Origin of the sequence: Halothiobacillus neapolitanus c2, from assembly GCF_000024765.1 — a bacterium.
GTDB classification, from domain to species: Bacteria; Pseudomonadota; Gammaproteobacteria; order Halothiobacillales; family Halothiobacillaceae; genus Halothiobacillus; species Halothiobacillus neapolitanus.
On record NC_013422.1, the window covers coordinates 1,057,875 to 1,082,812 of the forward strand.

A 24,938-nucleotide genomic window follows, 5' to 3' on the forward strand; every position below is an offset into this window, starting at 1 on the left:
AACCCGTCATTCCCGCGCAGGCAGGCATCCAGCGCCTTGATTTTTTCTGGGTTTCCGCTGTCGCGGGAACGACGAATCTCGGGTAGTTCGAGGTGCCCATATGTCGGTTGAGTCGATGCCGGACGTTCTTTCGGGTGATGCCACGAGTCCTGTTCATCATGATTCCCGCCTTGATTCCCGCCTTGATTCCACGGCGTTGCTGTCAATCCGCGATCTGACCGCCCAGTTCACGCCCGGTGATGAAATTCTCTCGTCGGTCAGTCTTGATGTGTTGCCCGGACAGCGAATGGCTCTGGTCGGAGAATCCGGTTCCGGGAAGACGATTACTGCGCTCTCTGTCTTACGTTTATTGGATAATTTGCAGTACACGTCCGGGTCGATCACGTTCGATGGCCAGAATGTTCTGACCATGCCTCAGCATGCCTTGCGCCGCATTCGTGGACGTGAAATCAGCATGATTTTTCAGGAACCGATGACCGCTTTTAATCCCTTGAAAACCATTGGGGAGCAAATAGCCGAGGTCACGATTGCGCATGAAGGGTTGACGAGGGCAGAGGCGCAACGCCGCGCCATCGAATGGCTTGAACGGGTACGCCTGCCCGATCCTGAACAACGGGCACGCGTGTTTCCACACCAGCTTTCAGGAGGGCAGCGACAACGGGCCATGATTGCGATGGCCCTGGTTTGTCGGCCTAAATTGCTGATTGCCGATGAACCAACAACGGCGCTGGATGTGACATTGCAGAGCCAGATGATGGATCTGCTGACCGAGCTTCAGCAGGAGATGGGCATGGCATTGCTGCTGATTACGCACGATCTGAATCTCGTTCGACGTTATGCCGATGCGGTTGCTGTGATGAAGCAAGGTCGGATCGTCGAACGCGGTGAAGTCGGTGAGATCTTTTTATCGCCTTGGCATCCTTATACCCAGCAATTGCTGGCGGCAACGCCGCAACCTGAACCTTTGCCGGTCATTTCCATGAATGCCCCTGAGGTGCTCGGCGCGAATGATCTCAATGTTGAATTCAAGCAGCCTCGCCAATTCGCTCCGGGTGAGCGTCGTTATTGGTGGCTGTCCAGTTCGGTCCCATTCCAGGCTTTATCTCATATTGATATCTCCGTATCGGCAGGGGAAACCTTGGGTGTGATCGGAGAATCGGGCTCGGGGAAAAGCACGTTGGCGCTGGCACTGTTGCGCCTGATTCATTCAAGGGGAAACATTCTGCTTGAGGGCAGGGCAGTTGAACATCTGAGTGAATCTGAGTTTCGCCCGCTGCGCCGCCATATCCAGATCGTTTTTCAGGATCCGTTTGGTTCCTTATCACCGCGGATGACCATTGGCGAATTGGTTGGCGAGGGTTTGCGCGTACACGAGCCTCGTTTGGCCAAGAACGAATATGCGGCTCGGGTGCAGGAGGCGATGGCCTCTGTCGGACTGGGTGGTGTGAGCCTGCACCGTTATCCGCATGAATTTTCGGGCGGGCAGCGCCAACGGATTGCCATTGCTCGTGCCTTGATTCTCAGGCCGCGAATTCTGATCCTCGATGAACCGACCAGTGCGCTGGATGCGACCGTGCAGAAACAGATTCTGGCTCTGCTGCGCACGTTGCAAGAGGAGCTCGGACTCACTTATGTGTTCATTACCCACGACTTGCGGGTTGTACGGGCCATGGCCCATCGCGTGATGGTTCTGTACCGGGGTGCCGTTGTCGAAACAGGCGCGACTGCGACGGTGTTTGAATCGCCGAGTCATGCCTATACACGACAACTGATCGCCAGTGTGATTGATCAATAAATAAAAAACGCCGACTGTGCGGCGTTTTCTCGTGAGCAACGAATGCTTTTGTTAGCCCTGATAGCGGCGCATTACCAATGAGGCATTCGTTCCGCCAAAACCAAAGCTGTTCGACAAAACAGTATCGATTTTGACGTTTTCCAGCATTTCCGTCAGCAGGTTCACACCTTCTGCCTTCGGGTCGATTTCATTGAGGTTGGCCGAGGCCGCAATGAACCGGTTCTGCATCATTAGCAGTGAGTAGATTGCTTCCTGTGAGCCAGCCGCACCTAAAGAGTGCCCCGTAAGTGATTTGGTTGAGGTGATAAAGGGTTTGTGGTCGGTGAAAATCTTCGCCAGTGATTCCAGTTCGCGCATGTCACCTGCGGGCGTGCTGGTGCCGTGTGTGTTGACGTAATCAATCGGCGTGTCCACCGTGGCCAGTGCTTGCTTCATGCAACGCAACGCACCTTCGCCAGACGGCTGAACCATATCGTAACCATCCGATGTGGCACCATACCCCACGACTTCCGCCAGGATATTCGCGCCACGGGCTAACGCGTGTTCGAGTTCTTCCAGAACCACCACGCCACCGCCGCCGGAGATGACAAAACCATCGCGGGTGGCGTCGAAGGGGCGAGAAGCGGTGTGCGGCGTATCGTTATATTTGGACGATAACGCACCCATGGCATCGAACATCGCCGTTTGAGACCAGTGCAATTCTTCACCGCCGCCCGCGAAGACTATGTCCTGCTTGCCAAACTGAATTTGCTCAACCCCGGAGCCGATGCAGTGTGCAGAGGTAGCGCAGGCCGAGCTGATTGAAAAATTGATGCCTTTGATCCCGAATGGCGTGGCCAGACAGGCGGACGTGGTTGAGCCCATTGTGCGTGTGACCATGTAAGGACCCACGCGTTTCACACCCTTCTCGCGCACAATATCGGCTGTTTCAACGATATTTTCACACGAAGAGCCACCCGAGCCGACAATCAATCCTGTGCGTGGATTGGAGACTTGCTCCGGGGTCAGCCCGGATTGCTCAATGGCTTCCTTCATGGAGAGATACGTATAAGCTGCCGCCGAACCCATGAAACGAAAAAGCTTGCGATCAATGTGATCTTCAGGATTGATCTTCAATGTTCCGGCAACATGCGAGCGGAAACCCCGTTCGACTTGCTCTGGGTTGATTTCGATACCTGAACGACCATTCATCAATGAGTCGAGTACTTCTTTCTGGTTGTTTCCAATGCTGGAAACAATCCCCATGCCTGTAATAACGACGCGGCGCATGATGGTTTACTCCGACAATGCTTGTGTATTGGTAAACAGACCAACGCGAAGATCCTTAGCCTCGTAGATGATTTTACCATCGACGGACATTTGGGCATCAGCAATCCCCATGGTCAGTTTGCGCATGATAATTCGTTTGATGTCTACCTGATAAATGATCTTCTTGTTATCGGGCAGAACTTGTCCTGAAAATTTGACATCACCCACACCCAGTGCTCGGCCATGGCCTTTGCCGCCGCTCCAGCCTAGATAGAAGCCAACCAGCTGCCACATGGCATCGAGGCCAAGGCAACCGGGCATGACGGGGTCACCTTCAAAATGGCAGCCGAAGAACCACAATTCTGGGTTGATCGAAAGTTCTGCGATCATCTCGCCTTTCCCAAATTTCCCGCCGTCCTTTGCAATCCGATCAATGCGATCAAACATGAGCATCGGTGGAAGCGGCAACTGAGCGTTGCCCTCGCCAAACATTTCGCCCTTGGCGCAGCGGATCAGGTCATCAAATTCAAAGCTGGACTGTGTCATGTTTACTCGAACTAAGTTATGCGCAAAGGGTGAATATTACCCGAAATCAGGTTCTTTTTTCCGGGTTTTACCGATGGGTACCTCGAAATACCCGAGATTCGTCGTTCCCGCGAAAACGGGAACCCAGAAAAATCAAGGCGCTGAATTCCCGTCTACGCGAGAATGATGGGCTTCTCGAGCTTCCCCGATTCAAGGCCGTGACAGAGTGAAAACGCGAGATGCCTTGGCAGTCTCGGATACTTTTCTTGATGGCATCATTGGCGTTTTAGTTCTGCTTGTTAAGGCTGCTTTTTGCTCGGGAAAGCGACTTGCAGTCCCCAGGTTATCCAACCGAGCATCAATAGAGCGCCGCCGATGGGTGTCAGCAGACCGGGAAAGGTGATCGTGGTGAAGACCAATGCGTACAGGCTACCAACGAACAGAACGGTGCCCGTCAAAAAGAATATACCTGTGAAATTGTAGTGATTCGGGTTTTGAGCCAACCAGAGCCCGAACTGAATCATTGCAAGGCTGTGAATTAAATGGAACAAGCTGGCAGTAGAAAGAATATGTTGCAAAAACGGCGTTGTAGGCGCCATCGGGCCATGTGCACCTGCAGCGGCCAAGATCACAGCCAGCAGCGCGTTCACAATACCCAGAAAGAGCCAGATTCTCGGTGCGGTCACGATACTTCCCGTAAATGTCTGGAGGCGGGTGCTTACTGAGAAAGAGCAGGGGCGGTCGGTTCCAATGGGGCGCCGCCGCCTAATGCCGGGTTCGATGTGGCTGGAGCCGTCAACGAATAGGGGCTAGGCGCAGCACTGCTGTTCGATTCTGTATCCGGCACTGCGAGCGCTTTATCATCTGGCTGCTTGGGGTTGCGCAAGGCTTCTGGAATGTCTTGCGCCGGTGCTTGCGACAACGGATCGCCGCTCTGTTCGATTTTTGCTACCCGACCATCAGCGTCGTACAAGATGACCAAAACATGCTGAAATGCTTTCCTCTTGCCACGTTTGTCGTAAAAGACATAGGTTTCACGCTGGTTGCGGTGGAAGATGTCCCGCAATGCGGGCGTGCCGAGAATCTGATTGACTTCAGCGGCGCTCATGCCGATCTGAATCTTGGCGACTTGCTCCGGCTCAATAATATTGCCCTGAGCGATATCCGGTTGATATATCTTGATAAAACTGGGTACGTATACCGAGGTGCAGCCAACCAGAGAGAAGGTAAGCAATGCCAAGATTGGTATGGCGCGCAGAGCACGGCCGGTGGTCAATTGTGTTTGTTGCATGTGTTTTTAACGTTTGGTTCTTACAATAGTCCGGCAATCATACGCAAGTACAGGGCGTTTGTTCTAGATGTTCGCTGAGAATAATTGGATGTATTGGTCCAAACAAGCGTGTGATCTGGAGAATCGGGTACAATCACCACTGGTATTGACAAGTATTTTTTCCGGGGCAGAGGTGTATTTTGGAACAAAACGATCTGAAGAAAGCAGGGCTCAAGGTCACTTTGCCCCGCGTTAAGATTCTGGAAATCATCGAAAGCAATCCGGATTGGCACATGAGTGCCGAGGACGTGTACAAGGAGCTACTGAACCGTGGTGAAGATATTGGTTTGGCTACCGTATACAGAGTCCTGACCCAATTCGAAGGCGCGGATATTCTCAAGCGACACCAGTTCGAAGGCGGAAAATCGGTATTCGAGCTGATTTCCAAGGGTGATCACGATCATCTGGTTTGTATCAAAACCGGGTCGGTTGAAGAATTTCATGATCCAATCATTCAGGAACGCATTGCCGCTATTGCGGAGCAATATGACTTTGATCTGACTGATTATTCTTTGGTCATTTATGGCATCAGTGGCGCAGCGCGCGTAAAGAAGAAGTAGTCAGGGCCCGGTGTGGGGCCTGATATTTCTACCGGTTCCTCGGCATTTGATAGAAGGGGCATCATGCTCGCCTGACGAGCGCATGATGCCCTTTTAATTGCCTACTAACTTGGGGGCACCTCGAAAACCTACTGCGCGACCCGATTGCTGCGTTGGGCGGTGCTCGCTCCCTCGCCTATCTATTTGATATATCTCGGTCGCTGCGCTCCGGCCGCCTTGCACTCGGGCCGCTCGTGACGGTTTTTCGAGGTGCCCTTGGCCTAGAACGGCAGGTAGGATTTGTCACGTGTGAATTGCATATAGCCAACCGAGGCGCCTAATCTTAAGCCCACGCCGACTCGGATGGGGGCGACCACAATATCCTGCGAACGCAGATAATCCATGCCCAATCCGCCCACAAAATATAGTGAACCGTTGACACCCGCGAACCGCTGGAAGATCAGGTCGGTTTGTGGAAGGTTGTATACAAGGATGAACACCTTGCCGGCATCTCCGCCAAAATCCCAGCCCACGGAAGGGCCTTGCCAATAGACTAACGTGCGTTGTCCTGATTTGGTTACCAGCTCGCCTTTACCGTAACGTACGCCCAAAACGATTGCGCCGCCGGCTTCTTCGCCTTCGATATATGCATTCGGTCGTCCATAGTCGGCAAATGCCTTGTCCATGAGTTTGGCAATCGTTTCCGCCGAGCCACCGAGAAAGTTCACTGCTTCATTCGTGGTTTCATATTCGTTGTAGCTGTTGTCGTTGTTTGCAGCGGTGTTTGTTTGAGCTCCCACAGTCGCATTAGATGCAGGTGGGTTATTGGCGCAACCGGATAAAGTGCCGGTCATCAGCGCAAGGCTGACACCGACTACCAGGGATTTAAAAAGATGGCTATTGATCAGGTGCATGTCGATTCCTCCGAATGTCACGTTAGATTATACGGGATGGTGGGGCCGCGTCTGATTTTATCATCGGGTGAGCACCTCATTAATGCACCGTCTGATTTCGGCAAAACACGAAGCGGGCGAAAACTCGTTCTCAATCGCTCATCGCTTATCTTTTTGATGGGTTTCGTAGGGCGCCGTACCCATTTGCACGCAAACAAGTCTCCGAGAGATTGGCGTCAGTACGTAACAGTTTTTCGAAGCGAGCCTTAGATACTGCGCGGAGCATTTTTCGTGCGCCAATGGCGGCGAAGGCGCTTTTTTGGTGCAATTGTAAACAGTCTAATCGCTTTGAATGTATTTCATTTCATATCAATCAATAGGATGGATTTATTGGCTCATAGTTTGCTTTGGCTTTCGCCTTGAGTTCGAACATGACAAGACACCAATATGAGGAGGACGAATGGAAGCCGAGTTAATGCAAATGATGGCGCGCTTCAAGCTCAAATTGTTGCGTGTGTTGAGCGTCAAGGTGGATACCTATCGGTTTTTGGCTGACAAAGAATATGCGATGGCTATTTTAAAAACAGCCGATCAGTCCGAGGACGAAGATTTGCTCGTGCTGTCCATGCAGGTTTCGGATTATCTCGGCCTTCTTGAGACGCCCGAAATCCCCGAGCCAGCAAATAAGCCCAAGTCAAAGCCTGGCAAAGCCCCTGATGAAGAGAAAAAAGATCGTTATCTTTTCGGTGCGCGCGGCTAGCCTGGCCGAGTGCATATAAGCGATCTGACTGGACAAGGCTCGCCGTCGCCACCAAAATGCGCCTGCATTGCAATGGATGACGGGGATAGGTGGCATGAGTATTAAATCGGATCGCTGGATTCGTGAAATGGCTGAAAAGCACGGCATGATTGAACCCTTCGCGCCACAACAGGTGCGAAGCGAGCAGGGCGATCGACTGATTTCATATGGTACGTCCAGCTATGGCTACGACGTGCGGTGTGCAAACGAATTCAAGGTGTTCACGAATATCAACTCAACCATTGTCGACCCGAAGTCATTCGATGAGCGGAGTTTCGTGAACATCGAATCGGATGTTTGCATTATTCCGCCAAACTCGTTTGCCTTGGCGCGAACGATCGAATACTTCCGTATTCCACGAAAAGTGCTGACTATTTGCCTGGGTAAATCCACCTACGCCCGTTGCGGAATTATCGTGAATGTAACCCCGCTTGAACCGGAATGGGAAGGTCATGTCACGCTTGAGTTCTCGAATACGACCCCATTGCCAGCGCGCATTTACGCCAACGAAGGCGTCGCCCAAATGCTGTTTTTGGAATCTGATGAAGAGTGCGAAACTTCGTACAAAGATCGTGGCGGCAAATATCAGGGCCAGCGTGGCGTTACTTTGCCAACAGCCTGATTTAACCATTCTCACCGAACACGACCACCGAGATAATCTTAATTCCTTTCGAGTTGAGGGTCGGTGTTCATTCTCTCAATGAAATGATTGGCCAGCCTTCTGTCAAAGCGTATTCGCGCAGTACCTTATCCGGGTCAACTGCAACTGGATGATCAACTGCCTTGAGCAAAGGCAGGTCATTTTGCGAGTCTGAATAGAACCAGGTTTTGGTTGGTTGCAGTTGCCGCACGTGCAGCCACTGCGTCAGTGCGGTTTGTTTTCCAGCCTGAAAGGTTGGCGTGCCATCATAGCCTCCGGTGTATCTGCCTTCATTGATGCTTGGCTGGGTTGCGAGCAAATGTTCAATGCCGAACAGCTCGGCGATTGGTTGGGTAACGAAGGCATTGGTGGCCGTAATGATGAGCATCTCATCACCGCGCTGGCGGTGATGTTCAACCAAGTTTTTCGCTTTATCCGTCACCATTGGCGCTATTTTTTCGGCCACAAACTGTTCGCGCCATGCATGCAGCTGTTCGATGGGGAATTTCGCCAAAGGCGCCAGCGAGAAGCGCAGGAATGCATCAATATCCAGGGTTCCGCGCTGGTACTCTTCATAAAAGATCTGGTTTTGCTGCGCGTATGCTGCGCCATCAACCGCATCAATATCCGCCAGAAATTGTCCCCATGCATGGTCAGAATCGCCCGCAAGCAAGGTGTTATCCAGATCAAAAATTGCCAGTTGCATTTAGTACCTCGGGGTGAAATTAGGGGAGATGCAAGCGGGTTTCGGTACCCTTAAAAATTACTTTAGTCCAGCCGGTCTTTTTGTTTTGCCAAACAGGGGCAACCCGTGGAAAATGGCAGTAAGACTCCGATGGAGATGGGCGACATGATATCGGCCCATTCTTCCTCGGTTGCGGCGACAGGCGATATTGTCTGTTGATCTGCCCATTTTGGCGTTTGACCTTTTGAATTTGAGTATAACTGTGATCGACCGTGATGGATTCCGCCCGAATGTCGGCATCATTTTAATTAACCATGCCGGTGAAGTCTTCTGGGGCAAGCGTGCAGGGCATCGTTCGTGGCAATTTCCCCAGGGGGGGATTAATGATGACGAGCGCCCTTTGGCTGCGATGTATCGTGAGCTGCAAGAAGAAACCGGTCTGAAGCCCACTGACGTCGAAGTAATCAGTTGGACTTGCGGGTGGCTTCGTTACCGCCTGCCGCGCAACATGATTCGACGCCATTTATTCCCGACGTGTATCGGCCAAAAGCAGAAATGGTTTCTGTTGCGGCTGCGTTCGCCCGAATCGGCCTTTGATTTGAATGCATCCGACAAGCCAGAGTTTGACGGCTGGGAGTGGCGCTCGTACTGGTCAATTTTATCCGAAGTCATTTACTTCAAACGTTCGGTTTACCAGGAAGCCATGTTATTCCTTTCTGACGCAGCAAATGCCGGTACACCGCCCAGATCCCTGCTCATCGCAGAGGAAGCAACCCAGGACAAGGAGTCCGCTCATGCTCGATGAATTACGTCGAATAGTCACCGAGGTCGCCCAATCAGCAGACTTGCGTACGGCGCTTGATTTGATTGCCCGACGAGTGCGTGATGCTCTGAAGGTTGATGTTTGCTCTGTATATGTGCTGACGCGTCCTGTACCGCCTCAGGAAGCGGGATTGCTGTTGCAAGCAACAGAGGGTTTGAACCAGAACATGATCGGCCGAGTCACGCTTGCCCTGAATGAGGGGCTGGTGGGGTTGGTTGCTCGTCGAGCAGAACTGGTCAATCTGGAAAATGCACCCGATCACCCTGCATTCAAGTTCGTCTCGGATATTGGTGAGGAGTTTTACCACGGCTTTCTTGGCGTGCCGATCATTTACCGGGGCGACGTGCTGGGTGTGCTCGTGGTGCAATCGCTTGAGCGCCGGAAATTTTCGGCGGATCAAGAATCGTTTCTTGTTACGCTGGCTTCTCAATTGGCTTCAGGCATCAGACAGGCTCAAGTCAGTGGCGAGTTGTCACAGCATGAAACCCCGGCGTCCGATATCGGGGCCGCTGTAATTGCTCGAGGCCTGCCGGGCTCGCCCGGGGTTGTCTTTGGTACGGCCGTCAGCGTACTTAATTCCGTTGATCTCGAAAGCGTTGCCGATCGAGTGGTCGAAGACCCAGCGAATGAATGGCAAGTTTTGCTCTCTGCCATTGAAGCCGTTCGCGCCGAGTTCGCCCAACTCAAGGATGATTTTGCGCGTGCGGCTTGTAACGCGGATGAAAATATCCTCTTTGATGCCTTCATCATGATGCTGGGCAGCGGCTCGTTCATCGGCAGCATGGAGTCTCGCGTGCATGCGGGTATGTCGGCCTCGGCGGCGCTCAGAGACACGGTGCGCGAGCACGCCGCAGTTTTTGAAAATATGAGTGATGCATACCTGCGCGAGCGCGCTCAGGATGTGCGCGATCTGGGCACCCGTATTTTGGTGAAGCTACGTGCACGCACACACGACGCACGCGATCTACCCGAACGCATCGTCCTGATCGGGCGCGATCTTTCTGCCTCCCATCTGGCCGAAATCCCAACCAATCGGTTGGTGGGGATTGTATCCAGCAGTGGTACAGGTTCATCGCATCTGGCTATTCTGGCGCGTGCTTTGGGTATTCCGGCGGCGATGGGCGTATCCGACTTGCCCATCGTGTCGCTGAATGACCAGGAGGTCGTTGTTGACGGCTACCGGGGGTTGTTAATCGTTCGTCCGGTCGGCTCGTTCCGGCAGGAACTCTCTCGCCTCGTGCAGGAAGAGGCGCAACTTACGGCCGGCCTCAAGGCGCTTTGTGATCTGCCAGCCCAGTCTCTTGATGGTCGTCGCATAGGGATGTACGTCAACATCGGTCTGCTGGCCGATATGGCTCCGTCGATGACGGTGGGTGCTGAAGGTATCGGTCTGTATCGGACTGAAATTCCCTTTCAAATCCGCAAACAGTTTCCGGGCGAAGAGGATCAAGCGGCCATCTACCGGGAGGCGCTCGAAACTTTTCGCGGTAAGGAAGTCGTCCTGCGGACGCTGGATGTCGGCGGGGACAAACCCCTTTCCTATTTCCCGATCAAAGAAGATAACCCTTTCCTCGGCTGGCGCGGCATTCGTCTGGTGCTGGATCATCCGGAAATTTTCCTCACGCAAATTCGAGCCATGCTGCGTGCCTCCATCGGCTTGGATAATCTCAGCATCCTTCTGCCCATGATTGGCTCCGTCGAAGAGTTGGAAACGGCCAAAGAGTACATCTTCCAAGCGCTGAACGAATTGAGGGAAGAGGGGCAAGCTATTTCCACGCCGCGTATCGGCGTCATGATCGAAGTGCCATCAGCGGTGTACCAGATCGAAATCATTGCAGCCATGGTGGATTTTCTATCCATCGGTACCAATGATCTGACGCAGTACATTCTCGCGATTGACCGGAATAATGAGCGCGTGGCTGCTCGCTATGATGCATTGCACCCGGCGGTATTGCGCGCCATTGTCGAAGTCGTTGATGCATCACACCTGCTGGGGCGCGAGGTTACCGTTTGCGGTGAACTGGCAGGAGACCCGATGGGCGCGGTTCTGCTTCTGGGGATGGGTATCGACGTGCTCTCGATGAGTGCGGGGTCATTGCCTCGGATTAAATGGGTGATTCAAAGCTTCAAGCAGAGTGATGCACGGCAGTTGCTCACTGCCGCCCTTGAGTGCAGTCGGCCAACTCAAATCCGAGCCATGCTCTCCCAAGCGCTTGAAGAGCGGGGATTGGGTGGCCTGATTCGAGCCGGTTCCTGAAAACGGTCACGAAGCGTTTTTTCGTTAAAGGGTATTGGGCCAAGTTTACGGTTGACAATCCCTGTACGGATGCCTAATATGCGCGCTTCTTGTGATCAGGGTTGATCCTGAAGATCAAGAGATGTGAGGCTTTGAGCCTTGCTTCGGAGTGTAGCGCAGTCTGGTAGCGCACCTGGTTTGGGACCAGGTGGTCGTAGGTTCAAATCCTATCACTCCGACCAATTTTTGCATCACTTGCGCCCGTAGCTCATCTGGATAGAGCATCGGCCTTCTAAGCCGAGGGTAGCGGGTTCGAGTCCTGCCGGGCGCGCCAAACGCGCTCAATCAAACAATGGTGGCCGTAGCTCAGTTGGTAGAGTCCCGGATTGTGATTCCGGTTGTCGTGGGTTCGAACCCCATCGGTCACCCCATACGTATGAATTAAAAAGCCCGCAACGAGCGGGTTTTTTATTGTCTGGGTTGATCAGGTTTCTGACACTGTTCGGACACATTAAGCCTGCCTATTCGGTTGATATATGGGCGGTGATTTGAAAGGTGGCGAAAAGTCAGTTTTTGTCCGTGAGCGTATTGACGCGCTTACTAATGGCGGCTAATATGCGCCACCTGTTTTCGGCTATATAGCTCAGTTGGTTAGAGCACAGCACTCATAATGCTGGGGTCGGTGGTTCGAGTCCACCTATAGCCACCAAATTCGGTTGTTTTGCAACCCGTTAAAAAACCCGCTTCAAGTTGGCCTTGGCGGGTTTTTTTCTGTCCTAGTGATTTGAGAGGGTGGTATTCAGCCTAGCCCGTGACCGGTGCAGCCCCTTTGACCTGAGCCACGTTATCACGGAGGTAGATAGGGGCAGCTTCTGCTGGGTCCTGCCATTGTGATTCGGGCGTGGCAGCCGCAAGTTCAATGGCGAAGCGTGCATCAGGGAAGGCATCGGGGCTCGTGTTCCGCCATGAATTGGCTGAAATAAGGGCGGGGTAGCGCGCGAAGCCTGATCCTGTTGCAAATTGCGATTCTGTATTTTCAGAATGAATTGCGAACTCGGATAAAATCAATTCGGGTGAGATTACGCGTTCCTCGCCCAGTGGTGTAACACCCCGTGCTTTATCCACCAGAAAACGGCCGTAATAAATCTCGCCCATTCGTGCGTCGAGTGCGGCGTGAATGATGCCGCCGCCGGCCTGAAGCGCCTGTTCCCTCAGTGCTTGTGCCAAGGTGGCGAGTGATGAAATCCCGAGTACGGGAATATCCAGCCCCAGCGCCATGCCCTGCGCGCAAGCGGTGGCGATGCGTACGCCTGTGAACGAACCAGGCCCACGGCCGTAGGCGATCAGATCGAGCTGGTTGTAATCAATGCCGGCTTCGCTGAGCAATTCTTCGGCCATAGGCAGCAGGCGGTGTGTATGCGCCCTGGGGGCCAGTTCGAACGTGCTCAGAACTGTTCCGTCAGTCCAGATAGCGGCTGTGCATGCTTCCGTGGCCGAGTCGATAAATAAGATATTCAAACCCAGATATCCAAATAATTAAACCCAGTGTTTATGAATGGTGCTGAGCAAGGCTTCGGTCGATGGGTCGAAGCTGCCGGCTACCGGTGCTTTACCGATGGCGGGCAGGAGCTCGCCGGCCATCTGCTTGCCCAGTTCCACGCCCCATTGATCGTATGAGTCGATATGCCAGATGGCGCCCGCCACGAAGATACGATGCTCGTACAGCGCGATCAATGCGCCGACGGCTTCTGGTGTCATCTGCGGGAACAGGATGGTAGAGCTTGGTTGGTTGCCAAGGAATACCCGGTGTGGTGAAACTCGGGCAATTGTTTCGTCGTCAATGCCAGCCGCCTTCATTTCTGCGACAACGGCATCAAGGCCACGACCGAGCATTAAAGCGCGGGTTTGCGCCAGCATGTTGGCAAGCAGCATGGCCTGTTGCTCGCCAATCGGTGAGTGTGTACGAATGGACGCGATGAAATCGGTTGGGATCAGGCGCGTGCCTTGATGCAGAAGTTGGTAGAAGGCGTGTTGCCCGTTCGTGCCCGCGCCGCCCCACACCACGGGGCCTGTCGCGTAATCGACGCGTTGTCCATCGAGATCGACCGATTTGCCGTTGGATTCCATGCTCGCTTGTTGAAGATAGGCGGGGAGCCTGCCGAGGCGCGTACCATAGGGCAGTACGGCCAGTGTCTCGGCGCCGAGGAAGCTGCTGTTCCAAACATCGACCAAACCCAGGATCAATGGCAAGTTCTGTTCTGCTGGCGCTTGGCGGAAATGCTCGTCCATGGCATGAGCACCCTCGAGCAGGCGCTCGAAGCCATCCATGCCGATATAAAGTGCAATGGGCAGGCCGATGGCCGACCACAACGAGTAGCGCCCACCGACCCAGTCCCAAAAGCCGAACATGTTGTCGGTATTGATGCCGAAAGCTGCTACGGCTTTATGGTTGGTCGAAACGGCCACGAAGTGTTTTTCGATGGCCGATTCGTTCTGGGCATGGTCGAGGAACCAGCGCCGCGCCGTGTGGGCGTTGGTCAGCGTTTCCTGGGTTGTGAAGGTTTTGGATGCGACGACAAATAGTGTGCGTGCAGGGTCGAGTGTTTTAAGCAGACTGGCGATTTCGCTTGGGGCAATGTTTGCGACGAAATGCACGCGCAAGCCGGGCAAACCATGAGAGGCTAGCGCATCGCACACCATTCTTGGCCCGAGGTCTGAGCCGCCGATACCGATGTTGACGACATCGGTAATGCGTTCGCCGGAATAACCCAGCCAACGACCCTCATGTACCGAGTCGGTGAACTGGCGCATGCGCCCTAATACCTCATTGACCTCTGGCATGACGTTCTCGCCATCGACCAGAATCGGGTGATTGCTGCGGTTGCGCAGGGCGACGTGGAGTACGGACCTGTCCTCGGTGGTATTGATTTTTTCACCGGCAAACATGGCGTCACGACGAGCCAGAACGCCGCAGTCCGCAGCCAGTTGCTGCAACAGATCGAGCGTGTCACGGGTGATCCGCTGTTTACTGTAATCGACATGCAGCCCCGCGACCTGCTGGGCGTAGGTTTGCGCGCGCTCGGGGTGTTGTGTAAAGAGGTCAGAAAGATGAACAGACTTCATCTGCTCGCCGTGATGCACCAACTTTTGCCATGCGGGGGATCGAGTTAGCCGACTCATGCTTTTGATAACCTATTGTTTGAAAATATTGTTAGATCGAATCGAGTTGCAGTAGGTGGTTGATGGACACAATTCCCATCGCTACCTGTGTTGTCTAGTTTGATGGAATAGACAAATCATTTCGCCATTGATGACTATCGTCATCGAACAATCGATCGGATTCTTTCGGCCCCCAGGTGCCGCTCTTGTAGGTATGGATGTAGTCCCGCTCAACCGACCAGGTTTTGAGAATGGGGTCAACCACACGCCACGCCCAGGCTACCTCATCGTAGCGCAAAAACAGGGTCTGATCGCCGCGCATCACGTCCAGCAGCAAGGCGGCGTAGGCGTCGAGTTTCTCACGTTCTGGAGCGGTGTAACTTGCATCCATCTGCACGGTACGCGTGCGCATTTCCAAGCCGTCGGTTTTGATCTGCAATTCGAAGCGAACGTTCTCTTGGGGCTGAATGCCGATCAGTAGCCAGTTCGGTTCTGTTTTGGTGATGGCCGTCTCGCGAAACAATTGCTGCGGCGGATCGCGGAAGCGAATCGAAATCTGTGAGTGGGTCTGCGCCAAGCGCTTACCGGTACGCAAATAAAACGGCACGCCCTTCCATCGCCAGTTGTCGATGTAAAGTTTGACTGCCGCGTAAGTCTCGGTGATGGAGTCCGGGGCGACGCCATCTTCATCGAGATAGCCGATTTCGTTTTCGCCCTTGACCACCCCACGTTGATATTGCGCGCGGAACGCCTGTGCGTGCACGGCACGCGGCGAAATGGGGCGGATACTGCGAAGCACCTTGACCTTTTCATCGCGCACGGCTTCAGGGTCCATCGACGGCGGCGGTTCCATCGCAATCAAGGCCAGCATCTGCATCAGATGGCTCTGCACCATGTCCCGCAGTGCGCCTGCGGATTCGTAATAGCCGGCTCGTCCGCCCACACCCAGTGTTTCGGCATGCGAAATCTGCACATGGTCGATGAAATTGCGGTTCCACAAGGGCTCGAGCAGCAGGTTGGCGAAGCGCATCACCATGATGTTCTGCACGGTGCCTTTGCCAAGATAGTGGTCGATCCGGTAAATCTGTTGCTCGCTGAAGTGGCGGTGCAGCAATGAGTCGAGCGCATGGGCGCTCTCGATGTCGTGGCCGAAAGGTTTCTCGATGACCAGCCGTCGGCACCCCTTGGATTCCTCAACCAGTCCGGCTGCCGCCAGATGCTGACAAATTGACCCGAACGCATCCGGCGGAACGGCGAAATAGAACATGATGCAGGCGGGGAATTCGTCATTAAACAGTCGCTGTGCCAACGAGGTAAACGAATCCTCGGTCTGATAATCGCCGTTGTGAAAGTAAAGTCTGGGTAACAGTTTTTCGAGCGCCGGGTTGGGGGCGGATTCATCCTCGCTGAGCAGAACCTGCACTTCGTCGCGCCAATGCTCATCCGTCCAGTCTCTGCGGCCGAAACCGATGATACGACTGCCCTGAGGAAGTTCGCCGGCCAGTTCAAGTTGGTAGAGGGCCGGAATCAGTTTCTTATGCGCCAGATTGCCTGTCGCGCCGAAAATGACGATGGTCACCGGATCTTGGCGTGACTTATCCCGTTGGGCCGATCGTTTTGATGGGGGCATGTGGGGGCTCCTTGCGTGGGGCATCAATCAGCGGTGCAGATGGACGAACCTACAGTGGATTGTACAAACTTATTTCTTCGTACTTATTTCTTCGTAATGGCATGGCCACCGAAGGCGTTGCGCATCAACGAAAGCAGACGGTTGCCGTAGCCTTCTGCATCCTGACTGGCGAAGCGCATTTGCAAGGCCAACGTCATCACCGGGGCGCTGACCCCCAGATCAATCGCTTCTTTTGCCGTCCAGCGTCCTTCACCCGAATCGGAAACCACCGGGGCGATGTGCTCTAGGCCTTGACCCTGTTCTGCAAGCGCTTCGGCCGTGAGATCAAGCAACCAGCTCTGTACGACAGAACCATCGCGCCACAACTCAGTGATTTGCGCCAGATCCAGATCGAACGCTTTCTTGGCGCGAAGCAGATCAAGCCCTTCGGCCAGTGCCTGCATCATGCCGTACTCAATGCCGTTGTGAACCATCTTGACGAAATGCCCCGAGCCGACGGGGCCGACATGCCCCCAGCCCCGGTCTGCGGCGGGCGCAAGCACCTTGATTGCCGGAGTGATCAGGGTTGCCGCTTCATCCGACCCGCCAAACATCAGGCTGTAGCCGTTTTTCAGGCCCCAGACGCCACCGGATGTACCGACATCCATGTAGTGCACACCCGATTTTTGAACGCGCGCGGCACGTGCGATGGTGTCTTGATAAAAACTGTTGCCGCCATCGATCAGCAGATCGCCTTCATCAAGCAAGGGGAGAACCTGGGAGATCGCCTCTTCGGTGACGTTTCCGGATGGCAGCATGAGCCACACGATACGCGGGGAGGGCAGGGCATCGACAAATTCGTTGAGTGTGTATGCGCCTGTGATATGGGTTTCTTCGGCGACCAGTTCATCGATGGGTGCCGTGCTGCGATTGTGCGCGACAACTTCAATGCCACCGCGTGATAAGCGTCGAGCCATATTGGCGCCCATTCGGCCTAAACCATAAATACCTAGTTTCATTGTTTCACTCCTTAATATGCGAAAAACCCAGTACTTGCGCTTTCCGATAACGATCGCCCGAGCTTGGCAAGCTTTGTCGGCGGATGATGAGAACACCTTACGAATTGAGTGTACCGCGTTGTGTTTGTTCCATGTTGACTTTGCGCGCAAGCAGCCGATCAGAAAAAAACGACCTTAAACGGTATACTGGCGACAACATTAAGTACTGGTGATGACAAAATTGCGTCAGTCGTGAAAGCTGGAAGAGTCAAAACCTCGGTTTCCAGCCTCTAATTCTTCAAACCTGAGTGTTGTAATGAAAAAAAATTCGAAAGACAACGATAAAGCGCTGCGCGCACGGGTGCGCCTTTTCGGCAACCTTTTGGGCGAAGTGCTGAAAGAACAAACCGGCGATCACGTCTTCGATACCGTCGAAACGTTACGTCGTGGTTTTATCAAATTGCGGCTGAAGCATAATCCTAAATTGCACGCCAAATTGATGGTTCTGTTGCGCACTCTGGATCCGGATACGCTCAATTTTGTCGTGCGCGCGTACAACCTGTACTTCAGCCTGGTGAATATCGCTGAAGAAGATTTCATGCATCAGCATCGGCGCAAACAGGTTCGACTCGGCCTGCGTTTATGGCGCGGCTCGTTCTACGACACCATGCGCGAGTTTTCCAAGCAGGGCATGAGCCCGGATGATTTGCAGACGCTGCTCAACCGACTCATTTATATGCCCGTATTTACGGCGCATCCCACCGAGGCAAAACGTCGAACCGTGATGGATCTGCAGCGCAAAATCTTCTTGCTTTGCGCCGAGTTAGATCATCCGGAAGCAAAAGGGATTGAACGGGATCGTTTGCATCAACAGGTTAAAAGCGTGATTCTTTCATTGCTTAAAACCAATGAAGTGCGCACCACCCGGCCTGAAGTCCACGATGAGATTCGTTTGGGCCTGTATTATTTCAGCACGTCGATCTTTGATGCCGTTCCGCTGGCTTACCGCTACCTTGAGCGCGCGGTGGATGTGAATTTCAACGAAAAATTCCCGGATGCACCGGTCACGGTGCCGAGTCTGTTCCGGTTCGGTTCTTGGATTGGTGGCGATCGCGATGGCAATCCGTATGTAACGCATGAAGTGACCACTTTCGCGGTATGTTCGGCAACGCAGACGATCTTGCAAGAATATCTTGACCGATTGGCGGGTATGGACCGCGTGCTCACCCATTCGTGCCGTTTGTGCCCTGAGATTGACCTAGAAGGATTAGGTCTGCATCAGGATGCGGTGGAACTGGGGCTCGCATCACCAGAAAATTCAGGTGATAGTTTCTTTACGGAAGAGCCCTATCGTCTCAAGTTGCGCATCATCGGCCAGCGCCTGAAGCACAACCTGGACTACGTGACGGCCCTGCTGGACAAAAAGCCCATCAACTTGTCCGCTCATGCCTACGCGCACAAGGATCAGTTCCTGAGCGACCTGTACCGGATTCGTGACACGTTGATTTCCACAGGCGATCAGTTGCTTGCCGATGGCGAGATCAAGGATTTGATCCGCCTGGCGGAGACTTTCGGTTGGCATCTGTTCAAATTGGATATCCGTCAGGAATCCACACGCCATACTCAAACCGTGGCTGATATTCTCAAGCAATTGCAGCCGAAGACCGATTACATGGCATTGGACGAAGCCGGTCGTATGACGCTGCTGACCCAGCTCATCAACAAGAGCCGCCACAAGGCCATCGACATGGCAGCGTTATCTGCTGAATCTGCCGAAACCCTCGAAGTGTTCAAGGTCAAGCGTGAACTGATCGATACCATCAGCCGCGAATGCTTCGGTACCTACGTCATTTCAATGACGCACGCAGCCAGCCACGTGATGGAAGTCATGTTTCTGGCCGTATTGGCTGGATTGGCGGGCAAGCGTAAATCCCAGTGGTTCTGCGATATTCAGATTTCGCCGTTGTTTGAAACCATCGAAGACTTACATCAAATCGAGAACGTATTAAGCGTATTATTCGAAAATCCGGTCTACCGTGAATTGATTCGTGTTTCCGGCGATCTGCAAGAAGCGATGCTGGGTTATTCCGATTCCTGCAAGGATGGCGGTTCGCTCGCTTCGGTCTGGAGCCTGTACAACGCTCAGAAACGTGTTCTGTCGATTACCCAGAAGAATGGTATCGAATGCCGACTGTTCCATGGCCGTGGCGGCACAGTGGCGCGGGGCGGCGGGCCTACTCACGAGTCGATTCTGTCGCTGCCGGCGGGTACCGTCGAAGGTCAGATCAAATTTACCGAACAGGGTGAGGTACTCTCATCCAAGTACAGTAATACCGAAACGGCTATTTACGAGATCACCATGGGTGCGACCGGCCTGATGAAGGCATCGGCGCATCTGGTGATGGAAAACAATCCGGCACCGGCCGAGCACGAGCAAGTCGTGGCCGAGTTGGCGACCTACGGCGAGAAGGCATACCGAGAATTGACTGACGAAACGCCATTCTTCTTCAATTACTTTTTCGAAGCGACACCGGTGCGAGAGCTTGGCTTGCTCAACATCGGCTCGCGACCGGCATCGCGCAAGGTCGGTGATTTGTCCAAGGCATCTGTCCGCGCCATTCCCTGGGTATTCGGCTGGTCGCAGTCACGACATACCTTGCCTGCATGGTACGGAATTGGCTCGGCGCTGAGAGCCTGGCGTCAAAGCCATAAGGATCAGCCCGAGTTGCTGCACACTCTGTTCAACGAGTGGCCGTTCTTCCACAGTATGTTGCGCAATACCCAGCTTTCGCTGACCAAGGGTGAAATGACCATCGCGCGTGAGTACGCCAGTCTGGTGGCCGATCAGGCTCAGGCGCTACCGGTATATGACAAGATCAGCACCGAGTACTACCGTACGCTCGATGAATTGTTGCGGGTTGCTCGGGTCGACTCGCTGGTTGAAATTGATGAATACATCGGCACCTCGATGATGCGACGTAACCCTTATCTGGACGTGCTCAACCATATCCAGATCGTATTGCTCCGCCGCTACCGGGATGATTCCGAGCCGGAAGCCGAACGGCAGAAGTGGTTGCTGCCGCTTTTACGCTCGATCAACGCCATTGCCTCAGGGATGCGTAATACCGGCTAAGAAATCCGGTTACTCCGTATTCTTGCGACCGCAAGCGCGGCTTTGGCCGCCCACTTGAATAATCCTCCTTCGTGGAGGATTCTTTTCATATTATTAATTCCGGTCAGTACGTTCCAGACTATCCAGGTAAGGATTCAACAATGAGTCACGACCACGACCACGACCACGCGCACCACCACCCGATTCCCACGAACTTCGATCGGCGTTTCGCCTTCGGCATGGCGATCAACTTGATTTTTGTGTTAATCGAAGCGTTTTACGGTTGGCAGGCCAATTCATTGGCCTTGCTTGCCGATGCCGGACACAACCTGGGCGATGTGGCCGGATTGGCGCTGGCCTGGGCGGCGCTGGCTGCTGGGCGAATTCGAGCGGATGATCGACATACCTACGGTTGGCAGCGGGGTTCGATACTCGCGAGCTTCATCAATGCCGCCGTGTTGTTGCTGTTGATGGGCGGGCTGGCCGTGGAAGCCATGCAACGCTTTACTGTGGTGACTGAGGTGCACGAATGGCCGGTGATCGTGGTGGCCACCATCGGCATTGTGATCAACAGCGCCACGGCCTGGCTGTTTTTGGCCGGTAGCAAACACGATCTCAACATTCGCGGCGCTTTTCTGCACATGGCAGCCGATGCGCTGGTTTCGCTGGGCGTTGTGATCGGTGCATTCGTCATCATGGGCACAGGCTGGTTCTGGCTCGATCCGGTCATTTCCTTGCTGATCGCCGCCGTGGTTGTCTGGGGCACGTGGTCATTGTTTCGTCAATCGCTGCACCTGTTGTTCGATGGCGTGCCCAAGGAGATCGACCTGGTATCTGTGCGCAAGCACCTGCTCGCCTTGCCCGGTGTGGCCGGGTTGCATGATTTGCATGTCTGGGCCTTGAGCACGTCCCGGAACGGATTGACGGCGCATCTGGTTCTTGCGCCCGATGCAGCCGCACCCGATCAATTGCTTGCTCAGGCTGAGCATCTGTTGCATGAGGAATTCAATATCAATCACGTAACCATCCAAATCGAAACGGCAACTTACGCCGCTCACTGCGCGTTGGCGTATACCCATGAAAACAGTGCGTGTCCCGGTGCGATGGTCTGATGGGTTCGGACTCTGACGCGCCATGAACGGAAATCGGTCATGAGTCAGTACATCGGCGCCATTGATTTGGGGACAACCAGTTCCCGGTTTATCGTCTTCGACCGCGCCGGGCAGATTGTGTCCATGGCGCAGAAAGAACATCGGCAGATCTACCCTCAGCCGGGCTGGGTGGAGCACGACCCGATGGAGATCCTGCATAACGTGAATGAAGTGACCGGCGCCGCGCTCGCCAAAGCAGGGCTGAATGCAGGCGACCTTGCCGCGATCGGGATCACCAATCAGCGTGAAACCACCGTGCTGTGGGATAAGGCCAGCAGTAAGCCGGTGCACAATGCCTTGGTTTGGATGGATACGCGAACCGATGCCTTGGTGTCCTCGTTTGCCAAGTTCGGCGGGAAGGATCGCTTTCGTGCCCAGACGGGTTTGCCGTTGACTACCTATTTCTCCGGGCTGAAATTACGCTGGCTGCTCGATCAACTGCCCGAAGCACGTACTCGTGCCGAGAACGGTGACCTTCTGTTCGGCACGATGGATTCCTGGCTCATTTGGCACCTGACCGGCGGTACGCGAGGCGGTCGGCATATCACCGATGTCACCAATGCCAGTCGCACCCAGTTGATGAACCTTGCGACCTGCAAGTGGGATGAGGACATACTCGAAGCGTTCGCCATTCCCAAAGCCTGTTTGCCACAAATCCTACCGTCGTCGCAAATCTATGGCGAAGTAACTACCGTTCCGTTACGTGGCACGCCGATCGCGGGCATTCTGGGCGATCAACAAGCCGCCTTGGTCGGGCAAACCTGTTTTGTGCCCGGAGAAGCCAAAAACACCTACGGTACCGGCTCATTTTTGTTGATGAATACCGGTCGCAAGATCGTGCCTTCGCAGGCGGGATTGCTAACAACCGTCGCCTACCAGTTTGGTGACGAGCCCCCATGTTATGCGCTTGAAGGCTCCATCGCGATTACGGGCGCCTTGGTGCAATGGCTGCGCGATAACCTCAATCTGATTGAAAAAGCGGCCGATATCGAGCCCCTGGCGGCCAGTGTGGAAGATAACGGTGGCGTCTACATCGTTCCGGCCTTTTCCGGGTTGTATGCGCCCTACTGGAAGGACGATGCACGTGGCGTTATCGTCGGGCTGACACGCTATGCCAACCGGGCACATATCGCTCGAGCGGCGCTGGAGTCGGCGGCTTTCCAGGTGCGCGACGTCGTCGAGGCGATGCAGGCCGATAGCGGCATCGAGCTCAAAGCCCTAAGGGTGGATGGCGGCATGGTCTGCAATAATCTTTTGATGCAATTCCAGTCGGATATGCTCGCTGCGCCCGTTGTCCGGCCCCGGATCACCGAGACCACAGCCTTGGGCGCCGCCTATGCTGCCGGTTTGGCCGTCGGCTACTGGAAAAATACGGATGACCTGCGAGCGAACTGGTCGGTTGACCACACCTGGTCGCCCATAATGCCGAATGAACAGCGCGAAACCTACTATCGTTATTGGAAGCGTGCGGTAACTCGTTCGTTCGATTGGGTAGAAGACAAGCCCGAGACGTAAATTTTGGCTCTTTAGGATAATTAATGCGACATTTCGGATCGAACGATAGTCCGGCGGGGCCAGCTGATTGGCGCACGCTCAAACTGCTGCTGCCCTATCTGTGGGAGTTCAAATGGCGGGTGTTGATCGCGCTTTCCTTCCTGATCGGCGCGAAATTCGCCATCGTCTCGATCCCGATCGTACTTAAACATATTGTTGATAATCTTAACCAACCCAAGGCTGTGCTTGTGGTGCCGCTGGCCTTGCTGTTCGGTTATGGCGCCTTGCGGCTGGCCAGCACAATGTTCGCCGATCTGCGCGATATTGTGTTTGCGAAGGTCACCCAGCGAGCGATTCGCCGTGTTGGCATGGATGTGTTCCGCTACCTGCACTCGCTTTCGCTGCGTTTCCATCTGGAGCGACAAACCGGTGGTGTGGCGCGCGATATTGAACGGGGCGCGCAGGGCATTTCGTCGCTGTTGAGCATGGTGCTTTTTTCCATCCTGCCGACCCTGATTGAGATCGGTTTGGTCGCGGGCATTTTGTTCGTTAAATTCGACTGGACCTTCGCCGCTATTACGCTGACCGTGGTTGCGGTGTACGTCACGCTCACCATTGTGATTACCGAGTGGCGGACAAAACTCCGCCGTCAGATGAACGAGATGGATTCCAAGGCGAATACTCAGGCTGTGGACAGCCTGCTCAATTTCGAGACGGTCAAGTATTTCGGCAACGAAGTCTTCGAAGCCGCGCGTTACGACGAGAGCCTGCAAAACTGGGAAGTTGCTGCGGTCAAAAACCAGACATCCATCGGCGTGCTGAACGTCGCCCAGGCCTTCGTGATCGCCATCGGCATGACCATCATGCTGATTCTGGCTTCCCGCGGTGTTGTGGATGGCAAGCTGACAGTGGGGGATCTCGTGATGGTCAACGCCTTTCTCATCCAGATGTTCATTCCGCTGAATTTCATGGGCGTAATCTATCGGCAGATCAAGCAATCGCTGACCGATATCGAGCGGCTGTTCACCCTGCTGGATGTGCCGCAGGAGATCAAGGACAAGCCGACGGCCAGGCCGCTTGAACTCAAAGGCGGCGAGGTGCGCTTTGTGAATGTGCACTTCGGGTACGATCCCGATCGCCAGATTCTGCATGGTGTGGATTTCACCGTGCCTGCCGGCCACAACGTCGCCATCGTCGGAGCGAGCGGGGCAGGGAAGTCCACCCTGTCGCGCTTGCTGTTCCGTTTTTACGATGTAACGAGCGGCGAAATCCTGATCGATGGGCAAGATATTCGCGACGTCACGCAAGCCAGCCTGCGCGCTGCCATCGGCATCGTTCCGCAGGATACGGTGCTGTTCAACAGCAGCATCTATTTCAATATCGCCTACGGTCGCCCGACGGCCACGCGGGAAGAAGTCATCGAAGCAGCGCGTGCGGCGCACATCTTGAGCTTCATCGAATCGCTGCCCAAAGGTTGGGAGACAACCGTGGGCGAGCGCGGGTTGAAACTGTCCGGCGGTGAAAAGCAGCGTGTGGCCATCGCGCGGACCCTGCTCAAGAATCCGCAGATTCTTATTTTCGACGAAGCCACTTCCGCGCTCGATACCCAGACGGAAAAGAACATCCAGTTTGAATTGAAGGAAATATCGCGTAACCGCAGCACAATCACCATCGCGCACCGGCTTTCGACCATTATCGATGTCGATGAAATTCTGGTCATGGAACGCGGGCAGATTGTGGAACGAGGAAATCACCGCTCATTGCTGGCGCATCAGGGCGTTTATGCCGAACTGTGGGCCATGCAGCAGGAAGCTCGCGATCATTGATCTGCGCATTTTTCCCGCTACGGCGTTCCGTTATGTAATAAATTAAACTGACCAAACATCAATTCCTGCCTAAAAC

General features: G+C 54.2%; 20 protein-coding genes and 4 tRNA genes. 14 read left to right on the forward strand and 10 right to left on the reverse strand.

Going from position 1 to position 24,938, the window contains the following annotated elements; all coding sequences use genetic code 11:
• Positions 1-100 precede the first annotated feature (100 nt).
• Entirely contained in the window at positions 101-1,795 is a 1,695-nt protein-coding gene (locus HNEAP_RS04925) for an ABC transporter ATP-binding protein (protein ID WP_012823854.1), read from the forward strand.
• A gap of 51 nt (positions 1,796-1,846) precedes the next feature.
• On the opposite strand, the gene fabB is transcribed toward HNEAP_RS04925, so the two are convergent.
• The 4 genes from fabB to HNEAP_RS04945 all read right to left on the reverse strand — a co-directional run bounded on the left by fabB (position 1,847) and on the right by HNEAP_RS04945 (position 4,859).
• A complete protein-coding gene (gene fabB, locus HNEAP_RS04930; protein ID WP_012823855.1) occupies positions 1,847-3,064 on the reverse strand; it encodes a beta-ketoacyl-ACP synthase I in 1,218 nt (405 codons plus the stop codon).
• A gap of 6 nt (positions 3,065-3,070) precedes the next feature.
• Positions 3,071-3,589, reverse strand: a complete 519-nt coding sequence (gene fabA, locus HNEAP_RS04935; RefSeq protein WP_012823856.1) for a bifunctional 3-hydroxydecanoyl-ACP dehydratase/trans-2-decenoyl-ACP isomerase — start codon at positions 3,587-3,589, stop codon at positions 3,071-3,073.
• A 278-nt stretch (positions 3,590-3,867) separates the two neighbouring features.
• Positions 3,868-4,254: a DUF423 domain-containing protein gene (locus HNEAP_RS04940; protein ID WP_012823857.1), complete on the reverse strand. Its 387-nt coding sequence runs from the start codon at positions 4,252-4,254 to the stop codon at positions 3,868-3,870.
• Between the two features lie 32 nt (positions 4,255-4,286).
• Entirely contained in the window at positions 4,287-4,859 is a 573-nt protein-coding gene (locus tag HNEAP_RS04945; protein ID WP_012823858.1) for an outer membrane protein assembly factor BamE, read from the reverse strand.
• A gap of 179 nt (positions 4,860-5,038) precedes the next feature.
• Between HNEAP_RS04945 and fur the strand changes: the two genes are divergently transcribed.
• Entirely contained in the window at positions 5,039-5,458 is a 420-nt protein-coding gene (gene fur / locus HNEAP_RS04950; protein ID WP_012823859.1) for a ferric iron uptake transcriptional regulator, read from the forward strand.
• Positions 5,459-5,718: 260 nt separating this feature from the next.
• On the opposite strand, the gene HNEAP_RS04955 is transcribed toward fur, so the two are convergent.
• Entirely contained in the window at positions 5,719-6,351 is a 633-nt protein-coding gene (locus HNEAP_RS04955; protein WP_012823860.1) for a DUF1134 domain-containing protein, read from the reverse strand.
• A gap of 439 nt (positions 6,352-6,790) precedes the next feature.
• Between HNEAP_RS04955 and HNEAP_RS04960 the strand changes: the two genes are divergently transcribed.
• Positions 6,791-7,090: a hypothetical protein gene (locus HNEAP_RS04960; RefSeq protein ID WP_012823861.1), complete on the forward strand. Its 300-nt coding sequence runs from the start codon at positions 6,791-6,793 to the stop codon at positions 7,088-7,090.
• 94 nt (positions 7,091-7,184) lie between these two features.
• A complete protein-coding gene (gene dcd / locus HNEAP_RS04965; RefSeq protein ID WP_012823862.1) occupies positions 7,185-7,751 on the forward strand; it encodes a dCTP deaminase in 567 nt (188 codons plus the stop codon).
• Between the two features lie 67 nt (positions 7,752-7,818).
• Here dcd and HNEAP_RS04970 read toward each other — a convergent pair whose 3' ends face one another.
• On the reverse strand, positions 7,819-8,475 hold the full coding sequence (locus HNEAP_RS04970) for a histidinol-phosphatase (protein ID WP_012823863.1): 657 nt from the start codon (positions 8,473-8,475) through the stop codon (positions 7,819-7,821).
• 241 nt (positions 8,476-8,716) lie between these two features.
• Between HNEAP_RS04970 and HNEAP_RS04975 the strand changes: the two genes are divergently transcribed.
• From HNEAP_RS04975 to HNEAP_RS05000, 6 genes are all read left to right on the forward strand, one after another.
• Positions 8,717-9,259, forward strand: a complete 543-nt coding sequence (locus HNEAP_RS04975) for an RNA pyrophosphohydrolase (protein ID WP_012823864.1) — start codon at positions 8,717-8,719, stop codon at positions 9,257-9,259.
• The gene (gene ptsP / locus HNEAP_RS04980) at positions 9,249-11,534 is read left to right on the forward strand and encodes a phosphoenolpyruvate--protein phosphotransferase (RefSeq protein ID WP_012823865.1); all 2,286 of its coding nucleotides are present in this window, start codon (positions 9,249-9,251) and stop codon (positions 11,532-11,534) included. Before HNEAP_RS04975 ends, ptsP begins: the two co-directional genes overlap by 11 nt.
• Positions 11,535-11,678: 144 nt before the next feature.
• Positions 11,679-11,755 (forward strand) — tRNA-Pro (locus tag HNEAP_RS04985).
• A 15-nt stretch (positions 11,756-11,770) separates the two neighbouring features.
• A tRNA-Arg gene (locus HNEAP_RS04990) sits at positions 11,771-11,847 on the forward strand.
• A 21-nt stretch (positions 11,848-11,868) separates the two neighbouring features.
• Positions 11,869-11,944 (forward strand) — tRNA-His (locus HNEAP_RS04995).
• Positions 11,945-12,145: 201 nt separating this feature from the next.
• Positions 12,146-12,222, forward strand: a tRNA-Met gene (locus tag HNEAP_RS05000).
• A 95-nt stretch (positions 12,223-12,317) separates the two neighbouring features.
• Here the strand turns inward: HNEAP_RS05000 and tsaB are convergent.
• From tsaB to gnd, 4 genes are all read right to left on the reverse strand, one after another.
• Positions 12,318-13,031: a tRNA (adenosine(37)-N6)-threonylcarbamoyltransferase complex dimerization subunit type 1 TsaB gene (gene tsaB, locus HNEAP_RS05005; protein WP_012823866.1), complete on the reverse strand. Its 714-nt coding sequence runs from the start codon at positions 13,029-13,031 to the stop codon at positions 12,318-12,320.
• An 18-nt stretch (positions 13,032-13,049) separates the two neighbouring features.
• Complete coding sequence (gene pgi, locus HNEAP_RS05010) at positions 13,050-14,693, reverse strand: glucose-6-phosphate isomerase (RefSeq protein WP_012823867.1); 1,644 nt, start codon at positions 14,691-14,693, stop codon at positions 13,050-13,052.
• A gap of 94 nt (positions 14,694-14,787) precedes the next feature.
• On the reverse strand, positions 14,788-16,302 hold the full coding sequence (gene zwf, locus HNEAP_RS05015) for a glucose-6-phosphate dehydrogenase (RefSeq protein ID WP_012823868.1): 1,515 nt from the start codon (positions 16,300-16,302) through the stop codon (positions 14,788-14,790).
• An 83-nt stretch (positions 16,303-16,385) separates the two neighbouring features.
• A complete protein-coding gene (gene gnd / locus HNEAP_RS05020) occupies positions 16,386-17,396 on the reverse strand; it encodes a phosphogluconate dehydrogenase (NAD(+)-dependent, decarboxylating) (protein WP_336433115.1) in 1,011 nt (336 codons plus the stop codon).
• 199 nt (positions 17,397-17,595) lie between these two features.
• Here gnd and ppc point away from each other — a divergent pair, with 199 nt between their 5' ends.
• The 4 genes from ppc to HNEAP_RS05040 all read left to right on the forward strand — a co-directional run bounded on the left by ppc (position 17,596) and on the right by HNEAP_RS05040 (position 24,862).
• Positions 17,596-20,412 (forward strand): phosphoenolpyruvate carboxylase, encoded by a 2,817-nt coding sequence (ppc, locus tag HNEAP_RS05025; protein ID WP_012823870.1) that lies wholly within the window; start codon positions 17,596-17,598, stop codon positions 20,410-20,412.
• A 140-nt stretch (positions 20,413-20,552) separates the two neighbouring features.
• Positions 20,553-21,503: a cation diffusion facilitator family transporter gene (locus tag HNEAP_RS05030; protein ID WP_012823871.1), complete on the forward strand. Its 951-nt coding sequence runs from the start codon at positions 20,553-20,555 to the stop codon at positions 21,501-21,503.
• Positions 21,504-21,542: 39 nt separating this feature from the next.
• Positions 21,543-23,057, forward strand: a complete 1,515-nt coding sequence (gene glpK, locus HNEAP_RS05035; protein ID WP_012823872.1) for a glycerol kinase GlpK — start codon at positions 21,543-21,545, stop codon at positions 23,055-23,057.
• Between the two features lie 23 nt (positions 23,058-23,080).
• Entirely contained in the window at positions 23,081-24,862 is a 1,782-nt protein-coding gene (locus HNEAP_RS05040) for an ABCB family ABC transporter ATP-binding protein/permease (protein ID WP_012823873.1), read from the forward strand.
• Positions 24,863-24,938: the final 76 nt, after the last annotated feature.

Excerpts from the sequence above, each read along its gene's own strand:
- fabA (WP_012823856.1), bottom strand. The coding sequence starts at position 3,589 with ATGACACAGTCCAGCTTTGAATTTGATGACCTGATCCGCTGCGCCAAG.
- glpK (WP_012823872.1), top strand. The coding sequence starts at position 21,543 with ATGAGTCAGTACATCGGCGCCATTGATTTGGGGACAACCAGTTCCCGG.
- ptsP (WP_012823865.1), top strand. The coding sequence starts at position 9,249 with ATGCTCGATGAATTACGTCGAATAGTCACCGAGGTCGCCCAATCAGCA.
- HNEAP_RS04960 (WP_012823861.1), top strand. The coding sequence starts at position 6,791 with ATGGAAGCCGAGTTAATGCAAATGATGGCGCGCTTCAAGCTCAAATTG.
- HNEAP_RS04970 (WP_012823863.1), bottom strand. The coding sequence starts at position 8,475 with ATGCAACTGGCAATTTTTGATCTGGATAACACCTTGCTTGCGGGCGAT.
- zwf (WP_012823868.1), bottom strand. The coding sequence starts at position 16,302 with ATGCCCCCATCAAAACGATCGGCCCAACGGGATAAGTCACGCCAAGAT.
- HNEAP_RS04955 (WP_012823860.1), bottom strand. The coding sequence starts at position 6,351 with ATGCACCTGATCAATAGCCATCTTTTTAAATCCCTGGTAGTCGGTGTC.
- dcd (WP_012823862.1), top strand. The coding sequence starts at position 7,185 with ATGAGTATTAAATCGGATCGCTGGATTCGTGAAATGGCTGAAAAGCAC.
- fabB (WP_012823855.1), bottom strand. The coding sequence starts at position 3,064 with ATGCGCCGCGTCGTTATTACAGGCATGGGGATTGTTTCCAGCATTGGA.
- HNEAP_RS05030 (WP_012823871.1), top strand. The coding sequence starts at position 20,553 with ATGAGTCACGACCACGACCACGACCACGCGCACCACCACCCGATTCCC.
- ppc (WP_012823870.1), top strand. The coding sequence starts at position 17,596 with ATGAAAAAAAATTCGAAAGACAACGATAAAGCGCTGCGCGCACGGGTG.
- pgi (WP_012823867.1), bottom strand. The coding sequence starts at position 14,693 with ATGAGTCGGCTAACTCGATCCCCCGCATGGCAAAAGTTGGTGCATCAC.
- HNEAP_RS04945 (WP_012823858.1), bottom strand. The coding sequence starts at position 4,859 with ATGCAACAAACACAATTGACCACCGGCCGTGCTCTGCGCGCCATACCA.
- HNEAP_RS05040 (WP_012823873.1), top strand. The coding sequence starts at position 23,081 with ATGCGACATTTCGGATCGAACGATAGTCCGGCGGGGCCAGCTGATTGG.
- HNEAP_RS04925 (WP_012823854.1), top strand. The coding sequence starts at position 101 with ATGTCGGTTGAGTCGATGCCGGACGTTCTTTCGGGTGATGCCACGAGT.